The following is a 26498-nucleotide window of genomic DNA, read 5'->3' as shown; positions in this document are numbered from 1 at the left end:
AAAAAAGGCGCAGGCAGCCGGGTGCATCCGAGGACGGCAGACTTAACATTGCCCCATGAGTTGGACCGACGAGCGTCCTCCGTGGCTTCCCCCCCTCCCCTCGCCCAACCGCGGCCGCATCCGCATAGTGGTGGGCATGACCATGGTCGTTGCCTGCATGCTGGGCATCCTGGTGGTCGCCTTCCTGGGCGAAACGCTCAGCATGTACACCTGGTGGCCGCTGGCCACCGGTCTGGCGCTGCTGATGTCAGGCCTGCTGAGCCGCCGCCGGATGCCTTAGGCCGAATCACCGCAAGACCAAGTCCACCTAAGATGGGGCTCATGACTGAAGCCTCCGCTGCCGACGGTGCACCTACGCCCGCCAGCTCCCCCGGGGCCGGCGGCTCCGGTTCCCTGTCCCAGACCCTCTCGCGCGGCATCAGCGCCTTGGAACTGCTCGCCGACGCGGAGGCGCCGCTGACCATTGCCGAACTCTCCCAGGGCCTCGGCGTGCACCGCTCCATTGCCTACCGCATCCTGCGCACCCTCGAGGCCCATTCACTGGTGATGCGCGACGACGCGGGCAAGGTGACGACGGCGCCCGGACTGGCTGCGCTGGCCCGGGGCGTCTCCCGGGACCTGCAGTCCGCCGCTCTGCCGGAGCTCACCATCCTCGCGAACGAGCTGGCCATGACAGCTTTTATCGCGGTGTGGGATCAGCATGACTGCGTCACCCTGGTGGCGGTGGAACCGCGGCACAGCCGCACCGCGCTGATCCAGCGGCCCGGTACCCGGCACTCCTTTTCCGCCGGCGCTCCGGGGATCGCCATCCAGTCCGCGGTGGCTGAAGAGCAATGGGAGCGGCTTGCTCCGGGGCAGCCCTACCGGTCGGAGGCCCGGCTAGCCCGCGAGCGCGGCTACGCCACCAGCTTCAGCGAGGTGATCGACGGCGTCGGGTCCGTTGCAGCGCCGATCAGCGTGCCCGGCCAGCTCCCGGCGTCGCTCTCCGTGGTGTACTTCGGCTCCGGAAAGGACGAAGCAGCGATCGGAGCCCGGCTGGTGGAGAGCGTCAAGCTGATCGAGGCGCAGCTGCACTAACGCGAGCTCCGGCCCTGCCCCGCCGGCCAAAAGGGGTTAGGCAAGCATGAGCTTGCTAGAAAAAACCTGCCGGCAGGCCTAAAACAAAAGTATGGCCTTCAAACGTGCACTGCGCCGTTATCCGCTAGTCGCCGCGACCATTGTGGTGCTCGCCGTCGTCCTGCTCCTGGAAACCAGCGCGCCGGCGGCCGCCGCGTGGCTTGCCAGCCTGTACACCCTTGGCATTGTGGTGGTGACCGGCGTCGGCATGGTCAGGGACATTATGCGCGGGCACTGGGGCCTGGACATTTTGGCCGTCGTCGCCATGCTCGCCACCGTGGCGGTTGGTGAGTACATCGCGGGGCTGATCATTGTGCTGATGCTCTCCGGGGGTGAAGCCCTGGAGGTTTACGCCGCAGGGCGCGCCAAAGGTGAGTTGAACGCGCTGCTGGACCGTGCACCGCAGCTGGCACACCGCCTGCCCTCGGACGCGGACACCGGTGAACAGCACACCGGCACGGCGGAGGACATTCCGGCCACCGAGGTTGCAGTTGACGACGTTCTGCTGATCAAGCCGGCGGAAGTGGTCCCCGTGGACGGCGTGCTGCTCTCCGCTGCCGCGTCCTTCGACGAATCCTCGCTGACCGGCGAATCCGTTCCGGTGGCGCGGACCACCGGAGAATCCGTGATGAGCGGCTCGGTGAACGGCACCCTGGCCGTCCGGATGCGCGCCACCGCAACGACATCGGACAGCCAGTACCAGCGCATCGTGTCCCTGGTTCAGGCGGCGGCCGATTCAAAAGCTCCGGTAGTTCGGCTCGCGGACCGGTTTGCTGTTCCGTTCACCGTGGTGTCGCTGCTGATCGCGGGAATTGCCTGGGCTGTTTCCGGGGACCCCGTCCGGTTCGCTGAAGTGCTGGTGCTGGCCACGCCGTGCCCGCTGCTGATCGCCGCCCCCGTGGCGTTTATTTCCGGGATGAGCCGGGCCGCCGGCAACGGCATCATCGTTAAGGGCGGCGCCACCCTCGAACAACTCTCGCACGCGAAGACCGCCGCCTTCGACAAGACCGGAACCCTGACCTACGGCCGTCCGGAGCTGGTGGCAGTGAATCCGGAGCCCGGCATCGATGCCGATGAGCTCCTCACCCTCGCCGCTTCAGCAGAACAGTATTCCTCCCACGTCCTGGCCGCATCCGTCCTCGCCGCTGCTCGCGCACGCGGACTAACGCCCAGCCCGGCGGATACCGCGCAGGAAGTGGCAACCAACGGCGTCGAAGCGCAGATTGGCGGCCGGACCGTGCGGGTGGGTAAACGCCGGTTCATCGCCGAAACGGACCCGCTGACCCGTGCAGTGGATCTTGCCCCCGGCCAGATGGGCGTCTACCTCAGCGTGGACGGCCGCTTCGCGGGCACCTTGGTCATGAGCGACACCGCGCGGACAAACGCCGCCGACACCCTGACTACCCTGCGCTCCCTGGGCATCCGGGAAACGCTGATGCTTACCGGCGACGGCGCCGTCACGGCCCGGAGCATGGGCTCCACCGTGGGCATTACCGACATTCGTGCCGAGCTGCTGCCCCAGGACAAGGTGAAGGCGGTGGCCGGGCTAACGCTGCGTCCGGTGATTATGGTGGGCGACGGAGTCAACGACGCCCCCGTTCTCGCGGCGGCCGACGTCGGTATCGCCATGGGCGCCCGCGGCTCCACTGCGGCGAGCGAGTCCGCGGACGTTGTGATCGTTGCCGATGACTTCTCCAAGGTGGCGCAGGCCGTGCGGATCGGCCAGCGGACCATGCGAGTGGCCCTGGGCAGCATCTGGCTTGGAATCGGCCTCAGCGTAGCCCTGATGCTGGTGGCGTCCTTTGGGCTCATTCCGGCTGTGGCCGGTGCTTTGACCCAGGAGCTGGTGGATCTTGCCACGATCCTCAATGCGCTGCGGGCACTTCACGGCCGGAAGCTGTTCCGTCGGGCAGAAAAGGCGACTACCCCACATCCCGCCCCGGTATCCGGTTCCATCTAAGCGTCTTTGGTTCGGACGTGCCGTTACACCGCGGTGGGATCGACCCCGATTCCATTGCCTGGGTCTGGATGGGTCAGGGAAGGGTTGCGCGGCCGCGGGGCGCAGTGGGGCTTCGACAAAAATCCGCGGTCCAAGCTCACCTTGGGCGATCCGCTGCCAGCGGTCTTGCCTGCCATCCACGCCTCGGTTCTGCCCCGCGGAGGGCTGGTTTACTCTCCGCGTAGTGTGCCTTCCGATGCAGTCAACAAGCAGGTCAACAAGGTTGACATGCTTGTTGACTGCACTCTACTGTCGTAGCCATACCCTGAAAGATGAAGGTCACAGTGCAGAATTCGGAGGCTGTTGTTTTTCGCGGCGGTGGCAGTATCTTCTTCCCCACACTGGTCGCATTGCCCCGGGATACTCCGCAGACCGCACCGTCGTTTCCCCTGAGAAAGAGACCATGCCCAGATCAACGCCAACGTTCTTCGAGAACGCCGAACGAACCATCGACCCGGCACTTTGTGCCGCGTCCCTGAAGGACGCCAAACGGGACGTTTACTGGCTTGATACCCCCAACCGCCCCGGCGCCCTGCCGCCGCTGCTCGGCGATGCAACCTGCGACCTGCTCGTCGTAGGTGGCGGCTACACCGGGCTGTGGACGGCCCTGCAGGCCAAGGAGCGCAACCCGGACACCGACGTCGTACTGATTGAAGCCGGCCGGGTCGCTTCTGAAGCCTCGGGCCGCAACGGCGGATTCTGCGAAGCCAGCCTGGTCCACGGCGAGTCCAACGGCGAGCAGCACCTGCCGAAGGAAAACGAGCGCCTGACGGAGCTGGGCCTCGAAAACCTCGCCGAGCTCATCGACACCCTCGAGCGTTATGGCATTGACTGCGATCTCTTCGAGAGCGGCACTGTGGCTGTCTCCACGGAACCGCATCAGGACGCCTGGCTGCGCGAGGCGGGCAACGGCAAGGATATGAAGTACCTGGATACCGAGACTGTCCGCGGCATGATCAAGTCGGATGCGTTCATCTCCGGTTTGTGGAGCACGGCAGACACCGTCCTGGTGAACCCGGCGAAGCTGGCATGGGGACTGCTGGAAGCCTGCCTAAAGCTTGGCGTGCGTATGCATGAGCAGACCACTGCCACCGACATCTCGGATTCCGGACACCACGTCACAGTGGAAACCTCCCGCGGCAAGATCCGCGCCGGGCAGGTTGCACTGGCGACCAATGCGTTCACACCCCTGCTCAAACGCCACTCCCTGATGACAGTTCCCGTCTACGACTACGCACTGGTGACGGAGCCCCTCACCGCGCAGCAGCGCGAAGCCATTGGCTGGGACACCCCGCACGGACTGACCGATCTCCACAATAGGTTCCATTACTCGCGTCCGATCATCGATGAGAACGGGAACTGGCGGATCCTTTACGGCGGCTTCGACGCCCTGTACCATTTCGGCGGCAAGATCAAACCCGAGCATTACCACAGCGAAGCAACCTATTCCCGGCTGGCCGCCCACTTCTTCGCGGCATTCCCTGCCCTCGCCGGGCTGAAGTTCTCCCATGCCTGGGGCGGTGTGATCGATACGTCCAGCCGCTTCTTTGCCTTCTTCGACACCGCGTACAAGGGGAAGGTTGCCTCCTGCGCAGGGTTCACGGGCCTCGGCGTTGGAGCCTCCCGCTTTGGTGCGCGAGTCATGCTTGACCTACTCTCGGGGGAAAAGACCGAAATCACGGAACTGGAAATGGTGCGCAAAAAGCCGCTGCCGTTCCCGCCGGAACCGATCGCCTGGGTTGGCGTCCAGGCCATGACCACTGCCCTGGCGCGTGCGGACCGCCGCGAGGGCAAGCGCGGCCTGCTCCTCAAGACCATGGATGCCATCGGAATGGGCTTTGACTCCTAACCGCTTTCCACCGTTTTACCCACTTTCAAAGGAGAAAAGCAGTGAGTGCTTCCCCCACAGCTACGTCCACCCGCTCGGGCTACCGGGTGCAGAATCCCGCTACCGGTGAGGTTCTCGAAGAGTTCCCCACCGCCACCGACGCCGAGGTCCAGGACGCCCTGGCCACATCCCATGCCGCTTACCTTTCCTGGCAGGAGGTGCCAATCACCGAACGGGCCAAGGTTGTGTCCCGGGTCTCCGAGCTTTTTGCCGAACGGGCGGATGAGCTCGCCGCCATCATCACCCTGGAAATGGGCAAACCGCTGCCCGAGTCCAAGGGTGAGGCAGAGTTCTGCACGGATATTTTTGCCTACTTTGCGACCGAAGGTCCGGGCCTTGCCGCAGACCGGGAGATCAAGGACATCGGCGGTGCCCATGCCGTGATCCAGACGCGCCCGGTTGGTCCGCTGCTGGGCATCATGCCGTGGAATTACCCGTACTACCAGGTGGCCCGCTTCGCCGCGCCAAACCTGATGCTAGGCAATACGATCATCCTTAAGCATGCCAACACCTGCCCCCGCTCGGCCCTGGCTATCCAGAAGATCATGGACGACGCCGGTGTGCCGGAGGGTGTGTACATCAACCTGTTCACCAACCATGACCAGATCGCTGACATCATCGCTGATCGGCGAATCCAGGGTGTTTCGCTGACCGGTTCGGAGCGCGCCGGCGCGATTGTTGGCCAGCTGGCGGGCCAGAACCTCAAGAAGGCCGTGCTGGAACTTGGCGGCTCCGACCCGTATGTCCTGCTGGACAGCGAAGACGTCAAGGGCGCTGCCGAAATGGCATGGGCAGTCCGGATGGAGAATACCGGCCAGGCCTGCAACTCCAACAAGCGCATGATCGTCATGGAAGACATCTATGACGACTTTGTAGCCGAACTCACCAGCCTCGCCACGGGGCTGGTGCCCCGGGACCCGGCCACCGAGGTCGAACGGACCTACACTCCGATGTCCTCCCGTGCGGGTGCGGAAGAGCTAGTGGAACAGCTGCGCGACGCAGTGGACAAGGGAGCCGTGCTGCACGCGGGCGGGATCCTGCAGGACGGACCGGGCGCCTACTTCTCCCCGGCTGTCCTCACCGGCGTCACGAAGGAAATGCGCGCTTACCACGAAGAGCTCTTTGGCCCGGTGGCCCTGGTGTTCAAGGTTTCCAGCGACGAGGAAGCACTGGCCCTGGCCAACGACACCATCTACGGGCTGGGCGGCGCAGTGTTCGCCAAGGATGAGGAGCGTGCGCGCCGGCTCGCGGAGCGCCTCGAGGTGGGGATGGCGTTCGTCAACTCTCCCGAAGGAGAGAGCGCCGGCTTGCCTTTCGGCGGTGTGAAGCGCTCCGGCTACGGCCGTGAGCTTGGGCCGCTGGGCATGGACGAATTCGTCAACAAGCGTCTCTTCCACGTCAGCAAGTAGCACCCAAATACAGGGGCGCCTGGCGGGTGGCCGGATCAGGTTCCGCACCAGGCGCCCCTGTAGTAGCTGGTCCACAGCCAAACGGTCAGGCTCAGATTACCGGCGGTCCGTACGGGTGCCGCGGACAAGGGATAATGGACCACGCCCCCGCAGCTGTGCGGCCGGCGCGGTTCCGATGAACAGGTGAGGGGACGTCCATGACTCTGGTCGACAACGGCGTATACGTGGACGGGAAGCGGCGGCACACCCCGGGCAGTCTGGACGAGACATTCGAGCTGACCCGCTCCTCCGGCGGTATGGCATGGATTGGCCTGTACCGGCCCGATGACATCGAGCTGCTCGCAGTGGCGGAAGAGTTCGGCTTGAACCTGCTCTCGGTGGAGGACGCCCTGGCCGGACATCAGCGTGCCAAGCTTGAGCGCTACGACAACACGCTGTTCACGGTGCTTCGGCCGGCCCGCTATCTGGACGACGTGGAACGTGTGGAGTTCGGCGAGCTGCACGTTTTTGTTGGCCCCAACTTTGTGGTCACCGTCCGACACGCGGAGTCCCCGGATCTGGGCCGTGTCCGCAAGCGTCTGGAGCAGGAGCCCGATCTGCTGGCCCTGGGCCCCCACTCGGTGCTGTATGCCGTCCTGGACCAGGTGGTCGACGAGTACGCACCGGTGGCAGCGGGGCTGGAGAACGACATCGACGAAATCGAGGACCAGCTGTTCGGCGGCGATGTTGAAGTATCCCGCCGCATTTACGAGCTCTCCCGTGAGGTGATCCAGTTCCAGCGTGCCATTGCCCCGCTCGAGGGCATGGTGGGCACCCTGCGGAGCAACACCGGGGAGTACGGCATTCCGGATCAGCTGCGGGACAACCTGGGGGACGTCCTGGACCACGTCCTGCGCCTGATCGACCGGGCCAACGCTTACCGTGCCCTGCTGGAAAATGCCCTGAACCTCTCCTCCACGCTGGCGTCGAACCGGCTGGCCGAAACCTCCATTGCACAGAACGAGCAGGTCAAACGCATCTCCTCGTGGGCTGCCATCCTGTTTGCCCCCACCCTGATCGGCGCCATCTACGGCATGAACTTTGATAACATGCCTGAATTGTCCTGGGAGTGGGGGTATCCTCTGGCTCTGGGGGCTATGGCGGCCATGGCGGCTGCTCTCTATCTCACTTTTAAGAGGAATAAATGGCTTTGAGCATACGGCGCCTTCCCGCGTCCCTCCGGCTGCGGACCACCGTCCTGCTCGGGGCGGTGCTGACCGCCGGTATGCTGTCCTCCTGTGCGGACTCCGCCGGGGCGCCTGTCCCGTCGGTGGAAGGCGCGTGGGGAAACACCGAAGATTCCAGCGCGCCCTCCCTGGATTTTGCCTCCGACGGGCGGGTCACGGGCACCGACGGCTGCAACCGCCTCATGGGTCACTGGACCCAGGACGGCACCGCGGTCACCATCAGCGACCTCGCCTCCACCATGATGTTCTGCCAGGACGTGGACGCGTGGCTCTCCGCTGCCTCCACCGCTGAAATTGACGGTGAAACCCTGGCGGTATTCAACGAGGACGGCGAGCCGATCGGCACGCTGGAACGCTAGCCGGAGATCTCCTCCTCAAAGTGGATGATCTGGCGCAGCGCCCGGCCTTCGGCGAGGTCGTCCATGGCAGCGTTGATCTCCGCCAGCGGAATCCGGGCCGACACCATTTTCTCCACCGGGAGCCGGCCCTGGCGCCAGAGATCGGCAAAGATGGGCACATCGCGGGAGGGCACAGCCGATCCCAGATAGCTGCCAATAATGGTCCGGGCTTCGGCCACCAGTGTCAGCGGTGAAATCTGCGCCATGGCGGTGGGAGCGGGAAGTCCCACGGTGATGGTGGTTCCGCCGGGCTCCGTCAGCGCTACAGCGGTCTCGAAAGCGCGCGCATTGCCGGCAGCTTCCACCACGGTTCTCGCGTTGATCCCCAGCTCCGCCGCGGCCGCCGGGGTATAGACGGCCGCTGCACCCAGGGCCTTGGCCTGGTCCAGCTTTTCCTCATTCGCGTCAATCCCGATGACCTCCGCGCCCAGGGCGTGTGCCGTCAACAGGGCAGCCATCCCCACACCGCCAAGACCCACCACAATCAGGGTGTCCCCCGGCTCAGGCTTGGCCAGGTTGAGCACGGCTCCGCCGCCGGTCAGGACAGCGCAGCCCAGCAGTGCAGCGACTTCGGGCGGCACGTCGGCGTCCACCTTGACCACCGACCGTTGATCCACCACGGCGTGGGTGGCAAAACCGGACACGCCAAGGTGATGCAGGACCTCTTCGCCTCCGCGGTGCAGGCGGATCTGCCCCGACAGCAGCGTTCCTTTGGTATTGGAGGCGGTTCCCTCAACACAGGGAAGGAGCCCGTTGGAGCGGCACCCGCGGCATTGCCCACACCGGGGCAGGAACGTCATGACCACGCGGTCACCCGGAACCAGCTCCGTGACGGTGTTGCCGACACTTTCCACAATTCCGGACGCCTCATGGCCCAGCAGCATGGGCACCGGACGCATCCGGTCCCCGTTGACCACGGACAAATCCGAATGGCAGACCCCGGCGCACTCAATCCGGACCCGGATTTCATTCCCCGCCGGGTCGTCCAGCTCCAGGTCGCAGATGGTCAATGGCCCCGAATCCGCATACTTGGCCGGTTTGCCTATCTGCTCAAGTACCGCCCCCCTGATTTTCACCGCGCGCTCTTCCGCACTTCATCGACGTGCAGGTCAGCCCCCTTGGTTTCCTTGACCATGCTCACTGCAGCGAAGGAGATCACACACAGGACCATAATGTAGATGCCGATCGACGGCGACCATCCCGTTTTGTTGAGCAGCATCTGGGCGATGGTGGGCGCAAACGCTCCGCCAAGAATCGCCCCGAGCGCATAGCCAATGGACACGCCGGAGTAGCGGACGCGGGCTGGGAACATTTCGGCATACAGCGCCGACTGCGGGCCGTAGGACAAACCCAGTCCGATGGTCAGCACAAAGATGGCAACGGCAAACAGCACAATGTTGGCGGTATCGATGAGCAGGAACATGGGTACGGCCCAAAGGAACACCCACACGTAGCCGATCTGGAAAGTGCGGATACGTCCGATCCGGTCCGAGAGGATCCCGCCGTACATGGTGAAAATCAGCCAGCCGAAGGAACCCAGAGTCGTGGCCAGCAGCACGGAGGGCCGGTGCATGCCCAGCCCGCCGGCGTCGACCTTGCCGGTGGCATAGGAGGCAAAGAACGCAATGACCAGGTAGCCGGCGGCGTTGTTGGCGATGAAGATCAGGGCGCTGAGGACGACTTCACGGGTGTTGTGCTTGAACAGCTGCGCCAGCGGAGCGGAGGATTCCTTTTTGCGCTGCTGGATTTCCAGGAAGACCGGGCTTTCATCCACGGACCGGCGGATGAAGTACCCCACGCCGATCAGCACCACCGAGAACAGGAACGGGATCCGCCATCCCCAGGAGAGGAACTGTTCCTCAGTGAGGCTGGTGCTCAGTACGTACATGACGAAGGTTGCCAGGATCATGCCGATCGGAACACCGATCTGCGGATAGGCGCCAAAGAGGCCACGCTTGTTCACCGGTGCGTGCTCCACGGACAGCAGCGCCGCGCCGCCCCACTCGCCGCCGGCTGAGAAGCCCTGCAGGATCCGCAGCAGCACCAACAGAATGGGAGCTGCGATGCCGATCTGGGCGTAGGTGGGGACCAGCCCGATCAGCGCGGTGGACGCACCCATCATGAGCAGGGTGAAGACCAGCATTTTCTTGCGGCCGATCTTGTCGCCCAGGTGCCCGGCGACGACGGCGCCCAGCGGACGGAAGAGGAAGCTGATGCCGATGGTCGCAAAGGACACCACCTGTCCCAGCGGGCCGTCGCTGACCGGGCCAAAGTACAGCGTCGCCAGGACCAGGCCTGCGGCCTGCGCGTAGATGAAGAAGTCGTACCACTCGATGGTGGTCCCCACCAGGGTTCCGGCAAGGACCTTGCGCTCTTCCCGGGTCATCCTTCCGGTGGAAGGCGCGGCTGCGGTGCTGTTGCTCATGAAAAACTCCGTTGTTCATCAAAGGGTGGGGGCGAATAACTGAAAGAACGGTCGGTAATGTACCTGCCGATAAAATACCCCGAATGTGGCGTAAAGCACATCCTTTTCCGAAGTGTGTCGTGCAGTGCCCTTCCCGGGGCTCCTGCTGACGGAGCCTACTCGTAGCCTTCAGGTGTTCCAGCCCGTCAAAGACTCAACGGAAGGCCTGGATGTGCTGGCCCAGGATGGTCCGGGCCTCCCTTGTTGATTTCCAGCGCCATGTTCACCAGTTTTTCCTGCATGAGCTGATACCCGGCCCCGCCATGCGGCCTCCTCGCCGGCACGCCGTAACAGCCGATCCGACCTACACAGCAGCCGCTGCGGAACTGGTTAGACTGCTCCAATGCCCCACGACAAGCAGCGCCAGGACACCGACAGCCAGCACCGGGACCGGGATCAGGAGCAGCAGGAGCGCCCGAAACAGCACTCTGAGGATCCGAAGGCCACCGACGATTTTGCGATCCGGCGCCACACCCTGCCCACGGGCTTGAATTACACCACCACCGCCGGGCGCATGGTGCTGCGCCGGGAAGAAACCAAGGACGGAAAGTCGGAGGGCTTCCGTCCGAAGGCGGAGATCTTCCTGGTCGCGTACACGGCTGATCCTCCTGCCCCGGAGGCTTCCGGCCCCAGCCGCCGGCCGGTGGTCTTTGCTTTCAACGGCGGTCCAGGGTCCTCCTCGGTGTGGCTGCACATGGGACTGCTGGGTCCCCGGATGGTGGACTCCGGGGATGTTGGGGCGCTGACCCCGCCGCCGTTCGGCCTGGTGGACAACCCGGAAACCATCCTGCAGCACGCGGACCTGGTCATGATCGACCCGGTGAACACCGGATTCTCCCGGGTAGTGGACGGCAATGAGACCGGTGAATTCCACGGCTTCGAGGAGGACCGGGACCTGGTGGCCGAGGTCATCCGGCTCTGGACCACCCGCAATAACCGCTGGCTCAGCCCGAAGTACCTGGTGGGCGAGTCCTACGGGACGCTGCGCGCAGTCGCCGTCGCCGGCCGGCTTTTTGATGCCTACGGCATGGCAGTCAACGGACTGGGGCTGATCTCCACCGTGCTGAACATGGCCACCCTCGACTTCGCGCCCGGCCGGGACACCCCCTACGCGCTCCACCTGCCCACCTACGCGGCGATCGCCCATTTTCACGGCCGGCACGGGAACCGGGAGCTGCCCGCGGTGGTGGCCGAGGCCGAGGACTTCGCCGGGCGGGAGTTCGGTTACGCCCTCACGCAGGGAGCCCGGCTGGGGACGGAAGAGTACAACGACGTCGTCCGCCGGCTTGCCGAAATCACCACCCTGGACGAGGGCTTTATCCGCCGCACCAACCTGCGCTGGGATTACGCCCAGTTCTCGGCGGAGCTGCTGCGGAACGAGAACCTGGTGGTGGGGCGGATCGACGGCCGCTTCACCGCTCCCCCGGCACGGCAGCAGGATTCCATCAACTGGGACGATCCCAGCCTGCGGGCCATCAACGGACCCTACTCCGCGGCGATCAACCACTATGTCCGGGCCGAGCTGGGCTACGAAAACGACCTTCCGTATGAAATCCTCACCGGGCGGGTCCAACCCTGGAGCTACAAGAGTTTCGAAGGGGTTCCCGTGGATGTCACCGACACCCTTGAGCGGCTGCTGGCGCACAATCCGCATCTGCGCGTGCATGTGGATTACGGGTACCACGACGGCGCCACACCCCACTTCGCCGCCGAGTACGTGTGGGCGCACATGCGGCTCGATAATGCTGCCCGGGCGCGGTTCACGCACCACTATCACGAGGCCGGACACATGATGTATCTGAAGCCGGAGTGCCGGCTTGACCAGCTCGCCGCCCTGGGTGAGTTTGTTACGGCTGGCTGAGCGGTTCTACCGCGTGACGAAATGCCACCAGATCCCGCCCACAAACACTGTGCCGGCGGCAAAAGCCAGGCCAAGCTCCACCAGGATGCCCAGGCCCATCGCCTTCAGGGCTGCATAGCTGGCGGACCAGGCCGACGGCAGGCTGCGGCGGCGCAGAAACTCACTGAGCAGCAGCCCCACCGCGAATCCGACAATCAGTCCCACCACCGGAATGAGGAACATTCCCACCACGCCCACCGCCAATCCCGCTAGGACTGACGTGTTCGGAACCTCCCGCTGCTTGAGCCGCCGGCCGGTCAGCACCGCACTGGAGAGCAGGCCGGCCAGCGCCAGTCCCGCCCCCACTCCGAAGGCCCACCAGGCAGCCGCGCTTTGCAGTCCCAGCGCCCAGCCCAGCAGTGCGGCAATGATCAGGATGCTGCCCGGCAGCACCGGAATAACGATTCCGGTCAGACCCACGGCAATAGCCAGGGCAGCGATCACAGTAAAAATTATGTCCGGGTCCATCCCCCCAGTCTTCCATTTGCGCTCCGGCCCCAATGCCGACCTGCCGCCGCCTGGTTTTTACATCACGTGGGGATTCTGCTCCGGTTTGCCGGCTGCAGGCGACAGGCCGCAGGTGGAGAAATTACTAAGGTTACTTATAAGGTGGCATCTACAGCCCGATACACCGGATGGCAACAGGAGAAACAGATGAGCACGGAATCAGGCAAAACCGGCCGCCCAGAAGCCAGCAACTCCGCCGTAGGCTCAGGGAGCGCCGTCGGCCCGGACGGTGGACGCCTCCGTGACCGCTCCGACCGCCTCGCTCCGGCCGATGAGACCCAGGTCCTTCCCGCCGGAGCTGTGGCTGCCGACGACAACGGCCGCACACGGGCACTGCCGCTGAGCCACACCAAGGATCCCCACGCGGATTACGACGACGGCGGCCACCACCCGGAAGCCGGCACCACCGGCACCGAAGCCCCGGGGACCGCACTTCCCGGCAAGGCAGACCGCGAAGCCCTGCTGGCCATGGAGAAGGAGCGTTTTGGCGGCATGAAATTCGGCGCCGCGTTCTTCGGCTGGCTGACCGCCACCGGCATGGTGGTGCTGTTGTCCGCACTGGCCGCGGCGATTGGTGCCGCCGTCGACTTCTCCACCGACAATGACCTGGGCCAATCCCTGGACCAGGCGGCAGCCAACCAGAGCGCCGGCATTGTGGGTGCCGTCATCCTGCTGGCGATCCTGCTGCTGGCCTACTTTGCCGGCGGCTATGTGGCCGGCCGGATGGCCCGGTTCAACGGGCTCAGGCAGGGCCTGGCCGTCTGGATCTGGGCACTAATCGCCGCAGTGGTAGTGGTGGTGCTGGGCTTGATCTACGGCAATGACATCCGCAGCATCACCCAGCTGAACACGGTTGCTCCGCTGCCGGAAGACCTGGACGGGGCCACCGCAGCCACCTGGATCGCCGTCGCCGCCACACTGGCCGCCACCCTCATTGGTGCGCTGCTTGGCGGCCTGGCCGGCATGCGCTATCACCGCCGGATCGATCGTGCGGATTACAGCGGCGCCGAGGCCCGCGCCTAGCGCCCCTTCTTCGGGGGACGGGGCACCACCGCCCGCGGATGGATCAAGAAGAGACAAAAAGGAACCGGCCCGCACCTGTTGAAAGGTGCGGGCCGGTTCCTTTTTCAGCTGGGCCGAAACCCGAGCCTTACGGAGTGGGCATGCCGCCGTTGACGTTCAGGGTCTCACCGATCACGTAGCTGGATTCCGGTGATGCCAGGAAAACATACGCCGGGGCAAGCTCGGTGGGCTGGCCGGCGCGACCCAGCGGGGTGTCCTTGCCAAACTCCGGCAGGGCATCCTTGGGCTGTCCGTCGGAGACCTGCAGCGGCGTCCAGAACGGACCCGGCGCCACGGCGTTTACCCGGATGCCCTTGGGCGCCAGCTGCTGGGACAGCCCCTTGGTGAAGTTGTTGATGGCCGCCTTGGTGCTGGCGTAGTCCAGCAGGAACGGAGAGGGGCTGTACGCCTGGATCGACGTCGTATTGATGATGGTCGATCCGGCCGGAAGGTGCGGCAGCGCAGCCTTGGTGATGCGGAAGAAGGAGTAGATGTTGGTCTTGAAGGTGTCATCCAGCTGCTCATCGGAGAGGTCCTCGAGGTTCTCCACGGCAATCTGCTTGCCCGCATTGTTCACCAGGATATCCAGGCCACCGAGGGCCGCTACGGCATCCGCGACCAGCTGCGTGCAGTAGGCGGCGTCGCGTACGTCACCGGGCAGGGCCACGGCCTTGCGTCCGGCAGCCTCCACCAGACGCACGATCTCCCGTGCGTCTTCTTCTTCCTCCGGCAGGTACGCCAGCGCGACGTCGGCGCCTTCCCGTGCGTAGGCGATGGCGACTGCGGCGCCAATGCCGGAGTCGGCACCGGTAATCAGGGCCTTCCGTCCTTCCAGCCGGCCGGTGCCGCGGTACGATTCCTCGCCGCGGTCCGTCTTGGGCTCCAGATCCGCATCCAGTCCCGGCTCGGGCTGATCCTGCTTCGGCGGCGTGATGGTCGGGAAGCGGTCTACGGGGTTTTGGAAGGTGTACTGATCGTTAGTGCTGCCGTTGGTCATAGAGTTTCCCACTTTCGGTAGGTCATTCTGCATGCGGTACGCCCGGACTGGCGGCACTTTCACCGCCCCGACAGAAGCGTAAGTATGCTTACTACCCTAGACCTCAGAGCCTTTCCGGCTCAACTTTGCCCGCGGAGACAACATCTGGCCCCTGCCGCGGACACGCCTGGCGTTAGAAAAGCATGCCGAGGAACCCCACACTGAGGCTGCCTACCAGCGCGATGATGAGGAGCCAGACAATGAGCGTTCGGTACTTGTTCATGGTTCGCATAGTCCGTTGAGTCTACCGATCCGCAGGTTGACGCGTCCGGGTCGCCACAAGTGCGGCCACGGCCACCAGGGCGGAAAGGGTCATGATGATTGCCAGCGGCACCGCGGATTCCTTCCCTGCCAGCCCCGTCAGCGGCGAGACCAGCGCGCCGGCAAAGAACTGGCCTCCGCCCAGGACGGCGGATCCGCTGCCGGCGGCAAGGCCCACCTCGGCCAGCGCCAGTGAGGTGGTGTTACCCATGATGAATCCCACCGAGCTGGCAGCGAAAAAGATGGGGATTGCCAGCAGTAGCGGCGCAGCTCCCCCGACGGAGAGTGCCAGCACCGCCAGGGACATGGCAAGCAGGACGGAAACGGCAACCGTGACGGTTTTCCGCGGCGGTATCCGCCGGGCCAGCCGGGCGGAGATGAACCCTGCGCCCACCAATCCCATGGCATTGACACCGAAGGCAATCCCATAGGCGGACGCGGAGAGCCCCATCAGGTTCTGGTAGACAAACGGGGAGGCCGAGATATAGCTCATGAGCACACCAAAGGTACTCGCAAACAGGACCGCGTAGCCCAGGAATTTCCGTTTCCTCACCACCGAGGCCAGTCCCGCCAGCAGCGGGCCGCTGCTCCGGCTGCTCGGGGGCTGGGATTCAGAAAGCACCGCAACCACGCAGACGAACATCACCAGTGCCAGTCCGGCCAGTACCCAGAGGACGCCCCGCCAGCCGAGGCTTCCCGCCAGCAGTCCGCCCACCGTTGGAGCCACCACCGGCGCCACCCCGCCTATGGTCATGAGCAGGCTGAAGGTGCGTGCCGACGTCGCGCCAGTGGTCAGGTCGGCAACCATGGCGCGGGCAATGACCACCCCGGCGGAGGCACACAGGCCCTGCACCAGCCTCCCTCCCACCAGCACGGCCAGGGTGGGTGCCAGCGCGCAGACCACGGAGGCCAGGACAAACCCGGCGGATCCCAGGAGCAGGGGGCGGAAGCGCCCGTGCCGGTCCGAGAGCGGTCCGAAAACCAGCTGGCCCGCTGCCATCCCCAGAAGGAAAGCCGTGAGCGTCAGCTGCACCCCGGTGGCGGATGCACCGAGCTCCTCGGTCATCGCGGGGAAGGAGGGCAGATAAAGGTCGGTCGCAAACGGTCCGGTGGCCGAGAGCAGTGCCAGGACCAGGAGCAGGCCGGTGGTCATGGCGGTGGCCGGCCCGCGGCGAAACGAACTAAACATAGACCCGATGCTACGGTGACTCTCCCCCGGAGCTCCATTCAGGGGGAGGATGGCATCACGGCACCATCCAGCACGCCAAAAAGCCAACGTTTTGAAGGACGGGATGCACCATGAGCAACGGCGATGAGGACCGCAAACGCATAGTTGTGGGGGTGGACGGCTCCCGGCTCTCCATTGAAGCCCTCTGGAAGGCCCGGCGATTGGCCGCGGTGCTGGGGTGTTCCCTGCATGTGGTGACGGTCTGGGAGTACTCGATCTCCCTAGCTCCGCCCGTTCCCACGGAGTCCTGGTCGCCGCTGGTACAGGCCGAGCGGACCCTCGACGAGGCGGTGGCGGAAGCCTTCGGCGAGGATGTGCCGGCGGATCTGAAGCGGACACCTCTGGTGGGCCTGCCCGTGGAGCTGCTCATCGAAGCCAGCCGCGGCGCGGAAATGCTGGTGGTGGGCAACCGCGGGCGCGGCGGCTTTGTGGGGCTGCTGCTCGGATCCGTCAGCTCCACGCTGGCGGCGCATGCCCATTGCCCGGTGCTGATTGTGCACCGGGGCGAATCGGCGTAGGACCCGAGGGCCGCCCCCGCGCCGCAGCCGCCGCTAGTGCTCCACGGTGGCCCGGCGCAGGACGAGAAGTGCCCCGACTGCGGAGGCGAGCATGAGGATGATGCCGATCAGCGAGGTGACTCCAACCCCCGAGTCAAAAGCTGCCCGAGCGGATTCCAGCAGTTGAATCGCGGGCCCTTCGGGTAACCGCTGTGCCGCCTCGACGGCGCCGCCGAGGGTTTCCGACGCGGCCGCCGCATCAGCGGAGGACAAACCGTCCGGGAGTGAGACTCCGTTGCGGTAACCGGCGGTGAGGATGCTGCCCAGGACTGCGGTACCCAGGACGGAACCCACTTCATAGGCGGTTTCGGAGATGGCCGAGGCCGCTCCTGCCTTGGTGGGCGGCACCGAAGAGAGAATGAGGTCATTGGAAATGGTCTCCGCCGCGCCGACACCCAGCCCCAGCACCATGAACGCAATCATCAGGCCGGCAATGCTGTCCTCGGCCCCGGTGGCCAGGACAATGGTGTATCCCACGGCGTTAAGGAGCAGGCCGCCGGCCACCACATAACCCGGACGGACGCGCCGGACCACCCGCACCACGGCCAGGCCGGCGATGATGGTGATCACCAGCCCCGGCAGCATGATCAGGCCGGCCTCCTGCGGCGACTTCTCCAGGACCAGCTGCAGATGCTGGGAGAGGAAGAAGATGAAGCCCACCAGGGAAAAGACGCTGAGCAGGTTGGCACTGATGGATCCGCTGAACGTGGGGTTCCGGAACAGTCGGACATCCAGCATTGGATGCGTCCGCCGCAACTGTCGGCGGACAAAGAGGATGCCAAAAACCAGCCCGACGGCGATGGGCGCCAGTGAGGGAACGCCAACTCCGGACGCCGCAATTTCCTTGATGCCGTAGACCACCGGGAACATGGCGGCCATCACCAGCAGCAGGCTCCAGACGTCTACCGGACCGGGGTTGGGGTCGCGGGATTCGGGCACCAGCAAAGGCCCAAAGACCAGCAGCGGAATGAGCACCGGAACGGAAAGCAGGAATACCGAGCCCCACCAGAAGTGTTCCAGCAGCAGCCCGCCCACGATCGGACCCAGGGCCGCACCGCCGGAGAAACCTGCAGCCCAGACGGCAATCGCGATCCGCCGCTGAGAGGGAACCGTGAAGATGTTCCGAATCAGCGACAGGGTGGCAGGCATGAGCATGGCGCCGAACAGGCCGAGCAGGGCACGGGCACCGATCAGGGCCTCCGCGCTCGGCACGAAGGCTGCGGCGGCGGACACCAGGCCAAACCCGGCGCTTCCGATCAGCAGCAGTTTCCGCCGGCCGAGCCGGTCACCCAGGGCTCCCATGGGAACCAGCAGTCCGGCGAGCACCAGCGCGTAGATGTCCACGATCCACAGCAGTTCGGTTCCGGACGGCGCCAGCGCGCGGGAAAGCGACGGGATCGCGAAGCTAAGGACAGTGTTGTCCACGGAAATCAGGAGCACCGGCAGCATCAGGACGGCAAGTCCCAGCCATTCGCGCCGTCCGGCTCGTTGACTCCGGGGCGTCTCCTGTACGGCAAGCACAGCTGTCTCCTTCTGGGGTAGTCATGGGGGCGCCAGCAGCGGCAGACGAGTCACTGCAGTCTCCATCTACTGTACCGTCTAGACTGTACAGGACAAGATGGCGTAGCGTAAACGTATGCCTGAACACACTTCCACCCGGGATCGCATCCTTTCCGCCTATGAGGAACTGCTGATCAACGAAGGTCCCCGCGGCGCCACCATGGACGCTGTCATTGCCTTGGCTGGTGTGTCCAAGGGTGGCCTTTTGTACCACTTCAAGAACAAGGAAGCCCTGGCCGCAGCCCTCATCGCCCGCCTTGAGGAATTGGCTGCGGAGGACATGAGGAACATGAGCGCCGACCCCGAAGGCCCATCCCGGTACCTGGTCCGGGAATCGGTCTATGTGGGCAGCGCACTGGACCGTGCGCTGATCGGCGTCGTCCGCCTTGCTCAGGCCTCCGACCCGGAGGCATCGGCGGTACTGGAACGGATCCACTGCAACTGGACCGACCTGGTCCTTGAGGAAGTGGGAAATCCGGTCATTGCCCGCGCCATTATCCTGCTGGGTGACGGACTGTATTACAACGAGGGACTGCCCGGCGGCTGGCCGCGGGAAAAGAGCTCCACCACCGAGGAATCCGTGGCCGAGCTGCTCGACGTCGTCGAAGTCCTCAAGGCCCACGCCGCCAGCCTTCCGCAGCCGCACTAGCCCTCCCTCCCCTCGCCGAGATGGCAGGACACGCCGCTAATACGCCCGGAGACGAGCGTGTTGTGCCATCTCGGCGGAGGGGGCATGCGACAGTAGGTGCCATGGAAACCAGCACAGCAGACCTTTACGACAAACACGGTGAGCATCTGGCGTCAGTGTCCCTGCAGTTCCAGGACCTGGGCGGAAATCTCCGGTTCACCGGACCGATCCGCACCATCCGCTGCATCGAGGACAACGGCCTGGTGAAGTCCACGTTGAACTCGCCCGGCGACGGCGCGGTGCTGGTGGTCGACGGCGGCGGATCGCTGAATACCGCCCTGATGGGCGACATGATCGCCGAGGCGGCCGTGGCCAACGGCTGGACCGGCGTCGTCATCAACGGCGCAATCCGTGACCGCGCAGCCCTGGCCCGGCTGCCGCTGGGTGTGAAGGCACTGGGCTCGAACCCGCGCAAAAGCGCCAAGGAATCCGCCGGCGAAGTGGACGTCACGGTAACGTTCGGCGGCGTCACCTTCCGGCCCGGTGCCGTCCTGTACGCCGACGACGACGGCATCCTCGCCGAGCGCTAGGACCAGCTCCGCTGACAGCAGCTCTGCTGCCGGCAGAGCGGCCTTCCCCCCGGCCGCCGGCCGCGACACCGTGGAGTCATGACTGATTCCGAGAAACCTCCGCTGTTCACTGAAAGAGTCCGCACCGAGTTCTACGAGCGCCGCGTCCTGGTCCTGGATGGGCCGCTGGATGACGACAACGGAACACTGCTCGCCGCCCAGCTGATCACCCTTGCCGCCGAGGATCCCCTGGCCGATATCGCCCTGTGGATCCACTCCCCCGGCGGGTCCGTGCCGGCAATGCTGGCGATCCGCGACGTCATCCGGACCATTCCCAACGATGTTTCCACACTGGCATTAGGCATTGCCTGCTCCGCCGGCCAGTTCCTGCTGTCCGCCGGCACACCCGGCAAACGCCGCGCCCTGCCGCACGCCCGGATCCTGATGCATCAAGGGTCCGCCGGCATCGCGGGCACCGCCGTGGACATCGAACTGCAGGCCGATGACCTGCGGCACACCCGCGACACCGTGCTGGGGCTGATCTCGGAGGACACCGGCCAGCCGGTCGACCGCGTTTTTGAGGACTCCCTGCACGACCACTGGTACACCGCCGCGGAGGCACTGAACTACGGCTTCATCGATTCAATCGTGCAGGGCTTCGACGAGTTCCGGCCGCGCCTGCGCCCCGCCGCCGGATTCGGCCGCCCGCCCCGGGGCCAGACCGCCGGAGCCGCCGAAGCGGAGGCGGCCCGATGAGCAGCTACACGATTCCCAACGTGATCGCCCAGCATCCGCGCGGCGAACGGATCATGGACATCTATTCGCACCTGCTCACCGAGCGGATCGTCTATCTCGGCACCCCGATCGACGGCGGCGTGGCCAACGCGCTGATCGCCCAGCTGCTGTACCTGCACTCCGCGAGTCCGGACATGGACATCGATCTGTACATCAACTGCGACGGCGGCGAGCCCAGCGCCATGCTGGCCGTTTACGACACCATCCGGTTCATCCGGCCGGAGGTGGCCACCACCTGCGTGGGCCAGGCGGTCGCCGTCGGCGCCGTTTTGCTGGCCGCCGGGGCGAAGGGGAAACGGGCCGCGCTGCCGCCTGCAAGGATCATGCTGCACCAGCCCGCGGTGCAGGGCCGCGGCACCATCCCCGACTTGATTCTGCAGGCAGATGAGCTTGTACGGGTGCGCTCCGATATGGAGGCCATCCTCTCCGACCGAACCGGCCAGAGCATGCAGACGCTGCGCGCGGACACCGACCGGGACCGACTGTTCACCGCCCCGGCGGCCCGGGACTACGGCCTGATCGACCACGTGATCGACCAGGCCTGAGCCGCCGTCAGGCCGCGAGGGTGAAGGAACCGCGGCCGGTGGCGCGACCGGCCGGGCCCGGTACGGCAGCAGCGCTGCTGGCGAGGATCAACGTTTCAGCCACGGCAAGGGTCAGGTCGACCAGCGTGACGCCGAGTGCCCCCGCCACTGCCTCGATCATTTCGCTGGAAGGTTCTTTCAGCCCCCGCTCGATCTCGGAGAGGTACTGCGGGGACAGTCCGGCACGGTCGGCGATCTCACCCAGCGTCAGACCCCGCTCATGCCGCAGCCGCCGCAGCAACCCGCCGAGCACCTGCCGCCACAAGGGCTCGCCCGGGCTGCGGGGCGTTCCCCGGCTGGACGGCGGCCCGGCTGCCGGGCGGATTCCCGCTGGAACACTTAACGCAGTGATGTCGGCCATGATTGATGGTAAAACGCTGCGGGCGCCGGACAACAGGGACTCTGCTCTGAGCAGAGGGTTGCCGCTAGCAGCACCCGCGCTCACGGCGCGGGTGCTGGAGTTCCTGGCCGGATCGAGGGCACCGGGTTCAACTCAGTTAGGCGTTCCAGAGTCCGTACGAGTCGGCCAGCGAGGAGATCTTCTGGGCACGGGCCAGGCGCGGCAGGTACGATCCGTCGCCCACCACGGCACCGGCGGCATGCGCTTCAAGCAGCTCATGGGCCCATTGGACTTCCGATCCGCTCGGGGACAGCCCCTGGTTGATCGTGTCTGCGGCGTCGGGCATGAGGCACAGCTTGCCGGTCATGCCCATGGACTGGGTGACCTTGCAGGCGTCAAGGAGCTTCTCACCCAGGGCGCCGACGGTGGGGCCGTCGATCGGGCCGGGCAGCTGCCCCACGCGGGACGCGACCACCAGCTTGGACCGGGCATAGGCCAGCGCCATGGGCTCGTCAGAGGCGCCCGTGTCACGGCGGAAGTCACCCACGCCGAACGCAAGCCGGAAGGTGCCCGGAGCGGAGGCAATCGCCGTCGCGTTCTCGATGCCCAGCGCGGATTCCACCAGGGCCAGGACCGGGGTGCCCGCCTGCAGGCGCATGGCCGTATGAGTGACCTGCTCCGGCTTTTCGGTCATCGCCAGCATGACACCGCGCAGGCCCGGAGCCTTGGACAGTGCAGCCAGGTCATCGGCCCAGTAGTCGGTTTCGATGCCGTTGACGCGCACCCAGGCGGTCATTCCGGTGGAGAGGGCTTCAACCACGCGTTCGCGGGCTTCGGCCTTGCCGGCTGCCGGAACCGCGTCTTCCATGTCGAACACCACGGAGTCGGCCTCGGACGCAAGCGCCGGCCCAAAGTTGGCCTCGTTGGCTGCAGATGCCAGAAGCCATGAGCGGGACAGTTTTGCAGGCAGCGACGCGGCGCGGCTGTTACGAAAAGGGGCCATACCCTAGACCCTACTTTCCAGCCGTGGCGTTATTCCAACTGGGGGGCTGGGTGTGACCACCGTTACAGCCGCCGTCACCGGTCCTATCCGCGAAAAACACAACGAGCACCGTGGTAGGCTCCGTGCAATTAGGGGGACACCGGCGGGGAGCTGCTCCGGCCGGGAACCTCCAGAGCAAGTTGTGTTTCTGGACGGGCAGCGGTTGCCCGCCGGAGCGCCGCTGGAGGGTAGGACCACCGTGTTGGAACATTTGGATACCCGTGTATCAAAACTCACGAGCGGCCGCGCCTGTGCCGACGCCGTGACCGGTCTGCTCTCGGGCGGCTACGTGGAGGTTGCAGCGGCGGGCGGGGCCTCATGGATCTGAACACCGTGTCCTCCGTGGTGCACACCGCCGATCCGCGCGACTGGCGGCCCGGCGACGCCTGGCTCGCCGGCGGCACCGTCCTCTTCTCAGCCGGCACCTCCGAATTGCAGCGGCTGCTGGACATCACGAAGGCGGGCTGGGAACCGCTGACCGTCAGCACGGACGGCCTCGAAATTTCCGCCACCTGCACCGTCTCCACCCTGTATGCCTTCCCGGCCGAACCCGATCCCCACGGCGCCGCCTCCGGCCAATCGCCGGCCGTCGGCTGGCCGGCGCTGAACCTGATCCGGGCCTGCTGCGACGCCTTCGTTGCCTCCTTCAAGGTCTGGAACGTCTCCACGGTGGGCGGAAACATCTGCACCGCCCTTCCCGCCGGGCCCATGACCGCTCTGACAGCCGCACTGGACTCAAGCGCCCTGATCCTCTCCCCCGACGGAACAAGCCGGCGCCTGCCCGTCACAGCCCTGGTCATCGGCGAAGGCAGCACGGCCCTGGCACCGGGAGAACTGCTGCGCAGCATCACCGTGCCCGCGGCAGCCCTCCGCGCCCGCACGGCTTCCCGTCAGGTTTCGCTCACCACCCTGGGAAGGTCCGGCGCTCTGCTGATTGGACGCCGGGACGAAGACGGCGGCTTTGTACTGACGGTCACCGCAGCCACCGTGCGGCCGGTGCAGCTTCGGTTCGCCGGGATGCCAGCGGCGGCCGAACTCCGCTCATCCCTTGCCGGGGCCATCCCCGCAGAGCTGTACCTCAATGACGTGCACGGGTTGCCTGCCTGGCGGCACTACATCACCGGGCGGCTCGCCGAAGAAATCCGTACCGAGCTGGCCGCGTGACGTACCGGATCAACGGCACCGAAACGGCGGCCGTCCCGGCGCCCGGGCAGTGCCTGCGGACCTTCCTGCGGGAGCAGGGGTGGCTGGGCGTCAAGAAGGGCTGCGACGCCGGTGACTGCGGCGCCTGCACCGTGCACGTGGACGGCCTGCCGGTGCACAGCTGCCTCTACCCGGCGGTGCGCGCGGAGGACCTCAGTATCACCACCATTGAAGGGCTGGCCGACGGCGACACTCTCCACCCCCTCCAGCAGCAGTTCCTGGATGCACAGGGCTTCCAATGCGGTTTCTGCACCGCCGGAATGATCATGACTGCCGCTTCCTTTACCCCGGAACAGCAGCAGGACCTGCCCCGCAGCTTCAAAGGCAACCTGTGCCGCTGCACCGGCTACCGGGCCATCGAGGACGCAGTACACGGCGTGCGGCATACCGAGGAGTCGGGGACGGTCGGCAGGAATGTTCCGGCACCGGCCGGCACCGCAATCGTCACCGGCACTGCCCGCTACACCCTGGATATTCCCCCGTCCTCCCTGCCCGGCCTGCTGCACCTGAAGGTGCTCCGCTCGCCGCATCCGCATGCCCGCGTCCTGTCCATTGATGCTTCGGCTGCCCTGGCCGTACCCGGGGTGGAGGCTGTCCTGACCCATCACGACGCTCCGCTGCAGCGCTTCTCCAGCGCCCAGCACGAGCTGCACACCGATGACCCGGACGACACCCGGGTCCTGGACGACGTGGTGCGTTTTCGCGGTCAGCGGGTGGCCGCCGTCGCCGCGTCTTCCGTGGCCGCCGCCGAGGAGGGAAGCCGGCTGATCCGGGTGGAGTATCAGCTGCTGCCGGCCGTCTTTGATCCGGCGGAGGCCCTGGCACCCGGCGCTCCGGCGCTGCATCCCGGCCCCCAGGACGCGCCTTCTGCTGCCGGGCCCGGCGCCTCCGCCGCGAACATTGTGGCAGAGCTGCATTCCGAGATCGGCAACCTCGCCGCAGGATTTGCCGCAGCCGACGTCGTCCACGAAAACACCTACGAAAGCCAGCGGCTGGCGCACATGGCCCTGGAAACCCATGCCGCCGTGGCCTGGTTCGACGACGCCGGCCGGCTGACCGTCCGCACCTCCACCCAGGTGCCGTTCCTGGTGCGGCGGACGCTGTGCAGGATTTTCGATCTGCAGCCCGACTCCGTGCGCGTGGTCGCCGGGCGGGTGGGCGGCGGCTTCGGCGGCAAACAGGAAGTGCTCACGGAGGACCTGGTTGCCCTGGCCGCCCTGCGGCTGAACCGGCCGGTGCAGCTGGAGCTGACCCGCCAGGAGCAGTTCACCGCCAGCACCGTGCGGCATCCGTTTTCCGTCCGGGTCCGGGCCGGAGCCGGACGGGACGGCACTCTGACAGCTATGGACGTGGATGTCACCACCAACACCGGCGCGTACGGCAACCATGCTCCGGGCGTGATGTTCCACGGCTGCGGCGAGTCGCTGGCCGTCTACCGGTGCCGCAATAAGAAGGTGGATGCCCGCGCCGTCTATACCAACACCGTCCCGTCGGGGGCCTTCCGTGGGTACGGGCTGAGCCAGATGATTTTTGCCGTCGAGAGCGCCATGGACGAACTCGCGCGGGGTATCGGCATGGACCCGCTGGAATTCCGACGCCGCAACGTCGTCGCCATGGGAGATCCCATGCTCTCCACCGCCGCCGAACCGGCAGGAGATGTGCACTACGGCAGTTACGGCCTGGACCAGTGCGTGGAGTGGGTGCGGGCCGCCCTGGACCGCGGGATGGTGTCCGGGGAAAGCTCCGGAGCGGGTTTGGGCTCCGAGTGGCTGGTAGGCGCCGGCACCGCCGTCGCCATGATTGATACGGTTCCGCCCCGCGGGCACGTATCCAACGTGCGGATCACCCTGCGGCCGGACGGCCGCTACGGGCTCGACGTCGGCACCGCCGAGTTCGGCAACGGCACCAGCACGGTCCATGCCCAGCTCGCCGCGGAAGCGCTGCATGCTGATCCGCGGGATGTGGTGATCCGTCAAGCGGACACTGACCTGGTGGATCATGACACCGGCGCCTACGGCTCCACCGGCACCGTGGTGGCCGGCAAGGCAACACTGGCCGCGGCAGCGGAACTTGCCGTGCTCATCAAGGGGTTCGCCGCCTCGCTCTTTGCCACCACATCCGCCCAGGTGGTGCTGGCGGCGGGCACCGTGGTGTGCGGCGGCGAGCGCCTTCCGCTGGCCGAGGTGGCCGCCCGCGCCCGGGTGGCCGGAATCGGGCTGTCAGCGGAGGGGCGCTGGGGCGGAACCCCGCGGTCGGTGGCCTTCAACGTGCAGGGCTTCCGGGTGGGAGTGAATCCCGGCACGGGTGAGATCCGGATCCTGCAGAGCGTCCATGCCGCGGACGCCGGGGTGGTCCTGAACCCCCTGCAGTGCCGCGGCCAGATCGAGGGCGGAATCGCCCAGGCGCTGGGCGCTGCGATGTTTGAAAAGGTACGCGTTGATGACGCCGGCGAGGTCCAGACAAAGATCCTGCGCAACTATCATGTACCCGCTTTTGCCGACGTTCCCAGGACCGAAATCTTCTTCGCGGATACCACCGATTCGCTGGGGCCCCTGGGCGCCAAATCCATGAGTGAGAGCCCGTTCAATCCCGTGGCACCGGCACTGGCCAATGCCGTCCGGGATGCCACGGGAATCCGGTTCAGCGTGCTTCCGCTGGCCCGGGACGTGATGTGCCTGGCGCTGCAGGATCAGCTGAGGCGGAACGGCCTGCCCGGCTGATGCCCG

24 protein-coding genes are annotated in these 26498 nt (G+C 65.9%); 16 read left to right on the top strand and 8 right to left on the bottom strand.

All coding sequences use genetic code 11. From position 1 onward, the window contains the following. Positions 1–55: 55 nt before the first annotated feature. The 7 genes from ABIB35_RS12320 to ABIB35_RS12290 all read left to right on the top strand — a co-directional run bounded on the left by ABIB35_RS12320 (position 56) and on the right by ABIB35_RS12290 (position 7997). Entirely contained in the window at positions 56–280 is a 225-nt protein-coding gene (locus ABIB35_RS12320; protein ID WP_354181789.1) for a hypothetical protein, read from the top strand. A gap of 41 nt (positions 281–321) precedes the next feature. Further along, on the top strand, positions 322–1077 hold the full coding sequence (locus tag ABIB35_RS12315) for an IclR family transcriptional regulator (protein WP_354181787.1): 756 nt from the start codon (positions 322–324) through the stop codon (positions 1075–1077). Between the two features lie 91 nt (positions 1078–1168). Then, positions 1169–3076: a heavy metal translocating P-type ATPase gene (locus ABIB35_RS12310; RefSeq protein ID WP_354181785.1), complete on the top strand. Its 1908-nt coding sequence runs from the start codon at positions 1169–1171 to the stop codon at positions 3074–3076. Between the two features lie 442 nt (positions 3077–3518). Then, positions 3519–4964, top strand: a complete 1446-nt coding sequence (locus ABIB35_RS12305; RefSeq protein ID WP_354181783.1) for an NAD(P)/FAD-dependent oxidoreductase — start codon at positions 3519–3521, stop codon at positions 4962–4964. Positions 4965–5005: 41 nt separating this feature from the next. Continuing rightward, on the top strand, positions 5006–6412 hold the full coding sequence (locus ABIB35_RS12300; protein ID WP_354181781.1) for an NAD-dependent succinate-semialdehyde dehydrogenase: 1407 nt from the start codon (positions 5006–5008) through the stop codon (positions 6410–6412). Between the two features lie 197 nt (positions 6413–6609). Beyond that, the gene (corA, locus tag ABIB35_RS12295) at positions 6610–7605 is read left to right on the top strand and encodes a magnesium/cobalt transporter CorA (protein ID WP_354181780.1); all 996 of its coding nucleotides are present in this window, start codon (positions 6610–6612) and stop codon (positions 7603–7605) included. Next, positions 7596–7997 (top strand): META domain-containing protein, encoded by a 402-nt coding sequence (locus ABIB35_RS12290; RefSeq protein ID WP_354181778.1) that lies wholly within the window; start codon positions 7596–7598, stop codon positions 7995–7997. The genes corA and ABIB35_RS12290 overlap by 10 nt, the downstream gene beginning before the upstream one ends. On the opposite strand, the gene ABIB35_RS12285 is transcribed toward ABIB35_RS12290, so the two are convergent. Together ABIB35_RS12285 and ABIB35_RS12280 are read right to left on the bottom strand one after the other, a co-directional pair. After that, positions 7994–9112, bottom strand: coding sequence for a zinc-binding dehydrogenase (locus tag ABIB35_RS12285; RefSeq protein WP_354181776.1), 1119 nt, complete (start codon positions 9110–9112; stop codon positions 7994–7996). The genes ABIB35_RS12290 and ABIB35_RS12285 overlap by 4 nt on opposite strands. Further along, positions 9109–10461 carry an MFS transporter gene (locus tag ABIB35_RS12280; RefSeq protein ID WP_354181774.1) on the bottom strand — a complete coding sequence of 451 codons (1353 nt, stop codon included), beginning with the start codon at positions 10459–10461 and terminating at the stop codon, positions 9109–9111. Before ABIB35_RS12280 ends, ABIB35_RS12285 begins: the two co-directional genes overlap by 4 nt. Before the next feature lie 382 nt (positions 10462–10843). Between ABIB35_RS12280 and ABIB35_RS12275 the strand changes: the two genes are divergently transcribed. Continuing rightward, the gene (locus ABIB35_RS12275) at positions 10844–12361 is read left to right on the top strand and encodes a S10 family peptidase (RefSeq protein ID WP_354181773.1); all 1518 of its coding nucleotides are present in this window, start codon (positions 10844–10846) and stop codon (positions 12359–12361) included. Positions 12362–12367: 6 nt separating this feature from the next. Here the strand turns inward: ABIB35_RS12275 and ABIB35_RS12270 are convergent, their stop codons facing one another. After that, positions 12368–12868, bottom strand: a complete 501-nt coding sequence (locus tag ABIB35_RS12270; protein WP_354181772.1) for a DUF456 domain-containing protein — start codon at positions 12866–12868, stop codon at positions 12368–12370. A gap of 186 nt (positions 12869–13054) precedes the next feature. Here ABIB35_RS12270 and ABIB35_RS12265 point away from each other — a divergent pair, with 186 nt between their 5' ends. Then, a complete protein-coding gene (locus ABIB35_RS12265; RefSeq protein WP_354181770.1) occupies positions 13055–13930 on the top strand; it encodes a hypothetical protein in 876 nt (291 codons plus the stop codon). A 127-nt stretch (positions 13931–14057) separates the two neighbouring features. Here the strand turns inward: ABIB35_RS12265 and ABIB35_RS12260 are convergent, their stop codons facing one another. Both ABIB35_RS12260 and ABIB35_RS12255 read right to left on the bottom strand, forming a co-directional pair. Then, positions 14058–14966, bottom strand: coding sequence for an SDR family oxidoreductase (locus ABIB35_RS12260; protein WP_354181768.1), 909 nt, complete (start codon positions 14964–14966; stop codon positions 14058–14060). A gap of 283 nt (positions 14967–15249) precedes the next feature. Beyond that, a complete protein-coding gene (locus tag ABIB35_RS12255) occupies positions 15250–16455 on the bottom strand; it encodes a multidrug effflux MFS transporter (RefSeq protein ID WP_354181766.1) in 1206 nt (401 codons plus the stop codon). 110 nt (positions 16456–16565) lie between these two features. Between ABIB35_RS12255 and ABIB35_RS12250 the strand changes: the two genes are divergently transcribed. Next, positions 16566–17012: a universal stress protein gene (locus tag ABIB35_RS12250; protein ID WP_354181765.1), complete on the top strand. Its 447-nt coding sequence runs from the start codon at positions 16566–16568 to the stop codon at positions 17010–17012. 33 nt (positions 17013–17045) lie between these two features. Here ABIB35_RS12250 and ABIB35_RS12245 read toward each other — a convergent pair whose 3' ends face one another. Further along, entirely contained in the window at positions 17046–18572 is a 1527-nt protein-coding gene (locus ABIB35_RS12245) for an MFS transporter (protein ID WP_354181763.1), read from the bottom strand. Between the two features lie 115 nt (positions 18573–18687). On the opposite strand from ABIB35_RS12245, the gene ABIB35_RS12240 reads away from it, so the two are divergent. From ABIB35_RS12240 to ABIB35_RS12225, 4 genes are all read left to right on the top strand, one after another. Next, positions 18688–19260 carry a TetR/AcrR family transcriptional regulator gene (locus ABIB35_RS12240; protein ID WP_354181761.1) on the top strand — a complete coding sequence of 191 codons (573 nt, stop codon included), beginning with the start codon at positions 18688–18690 and terminating at the stop codon, positions 19258–19260. Positions 19261–19361: 101 nt separating this feature from the next. Next, on the top strand, positions 19362–19829 hold the full coding sequence (rraA, locus tag ABIB35_RS12235; protein ID WP_354181759.1) for a ribonuclease E activity regulator RraA: 468 nt from the start codon (positions 19362–19364) through the stop codon (positions 19827–19829). A gap of 78 nt (positions 19830–19907) precedes the next feature. Next, positions 19908–20564: a ClpP family protease gene (locus ABIB35_RS12230; RefSeq protein ID WP_354181757.1), complete on the top strand. Its 657-nt coding sequence runs from the start codon at positions 19908–19910 to the stop codon at positions 20562–20564. Beyond that, the gene (locus ABIB35_RS12225; protein ID WP_354181755.1) at positions 20561–21148 is read left to right on the top strand and encodes a ClpP family protease; all 588 of its coding nucleotides are present in this window, start codon (positions 20561–20563) and stop codon (positions 21146–21148) included. The genes ABIB35_RS12230 and ABIB35_RS12225 overlap by 4 nt, the downstream gene beginning before the upstream one ends. Positions 21149–21155: 7 nt before the next feature. Here the strand turns inward: ABIB35_RS12225 and ABIB35_RS12220 are convergent, their stop codons facing one another. Together ABIB35_RS12220 and ABIB35_RS12215 are read right to left on the bottom strand one after the other, a co-directional pair. Further along, positions 21156–21548 carry a helix-turn-helix domain-containing protein gene (locus ABIB35_RS12220; protein ID WP_354181754.1) on the bottom strand — a complete coding sequence of 131 codons (393 nt, stop codon included), beginning with the start codon at positions 21546–21548 and terminating at the stop codon, positions 21156–21158. A 136-nt stretch (positions 21549–21684) separates the two neighbouring features. Then, on the bottom strand, positions 21685–22530 hold the full coding sequence (locus ABIB35_RS12215; protein ID WP_354181752.1) for an HpcH/HpaI aldolase/citrate lyase family protein: 846 nt from the start codon (positions 22528–22530) through the stop codon (positions 21685–21687). A 357-nt stretch (positions 22531–22887) separates the two neighbouring features. On the opposite strand from ABIB35_RS12215, the gene ABIB35_RS12210 reads away from it, so the two are divergent. Further along, the gene (locus tag ABIB35_RS12210; protein WP_354181750.1) at positions 22888–23733 is read left to right on the top strand and encodes an FAD binding domain-containing protein; all 846 of its coding nucleotides are present in this window, start codon (positions 22888–22890) and stop codon (positions 23731–23733) included. Next, positions 23730–26492, top strand: coding sequence for a molybdopterin-dependent oxidoreductase (locus ABIB35_RS12205; protein WP_354181748.1), 2763 nt, complete (start codon positions 23730–23732; stop codon positions 26490–26492). The genes ABIB35_RS12210 and ABIB35_RS12205 overlap by 4 nt, the downstream gene beginning before the upstream one ends. The last annotated feature ends 6 nt before the right edge of the window (positions 26493–26498 follow it).

Origin of the sequence: Arthrobacter sp. UYP6 (assembly GCF_040547315.1) — a bacterium.
Classification (GTDB): Bacteria; Actinomycetota; Actinomycetes; order Actinomycetales; family Micrococcaceae; genus Arthrobacter_B.
Note: the sequence above shows the minus strand (reverse complement) of the source record. Positions and strands in the feature narration are given on the sequence as shown.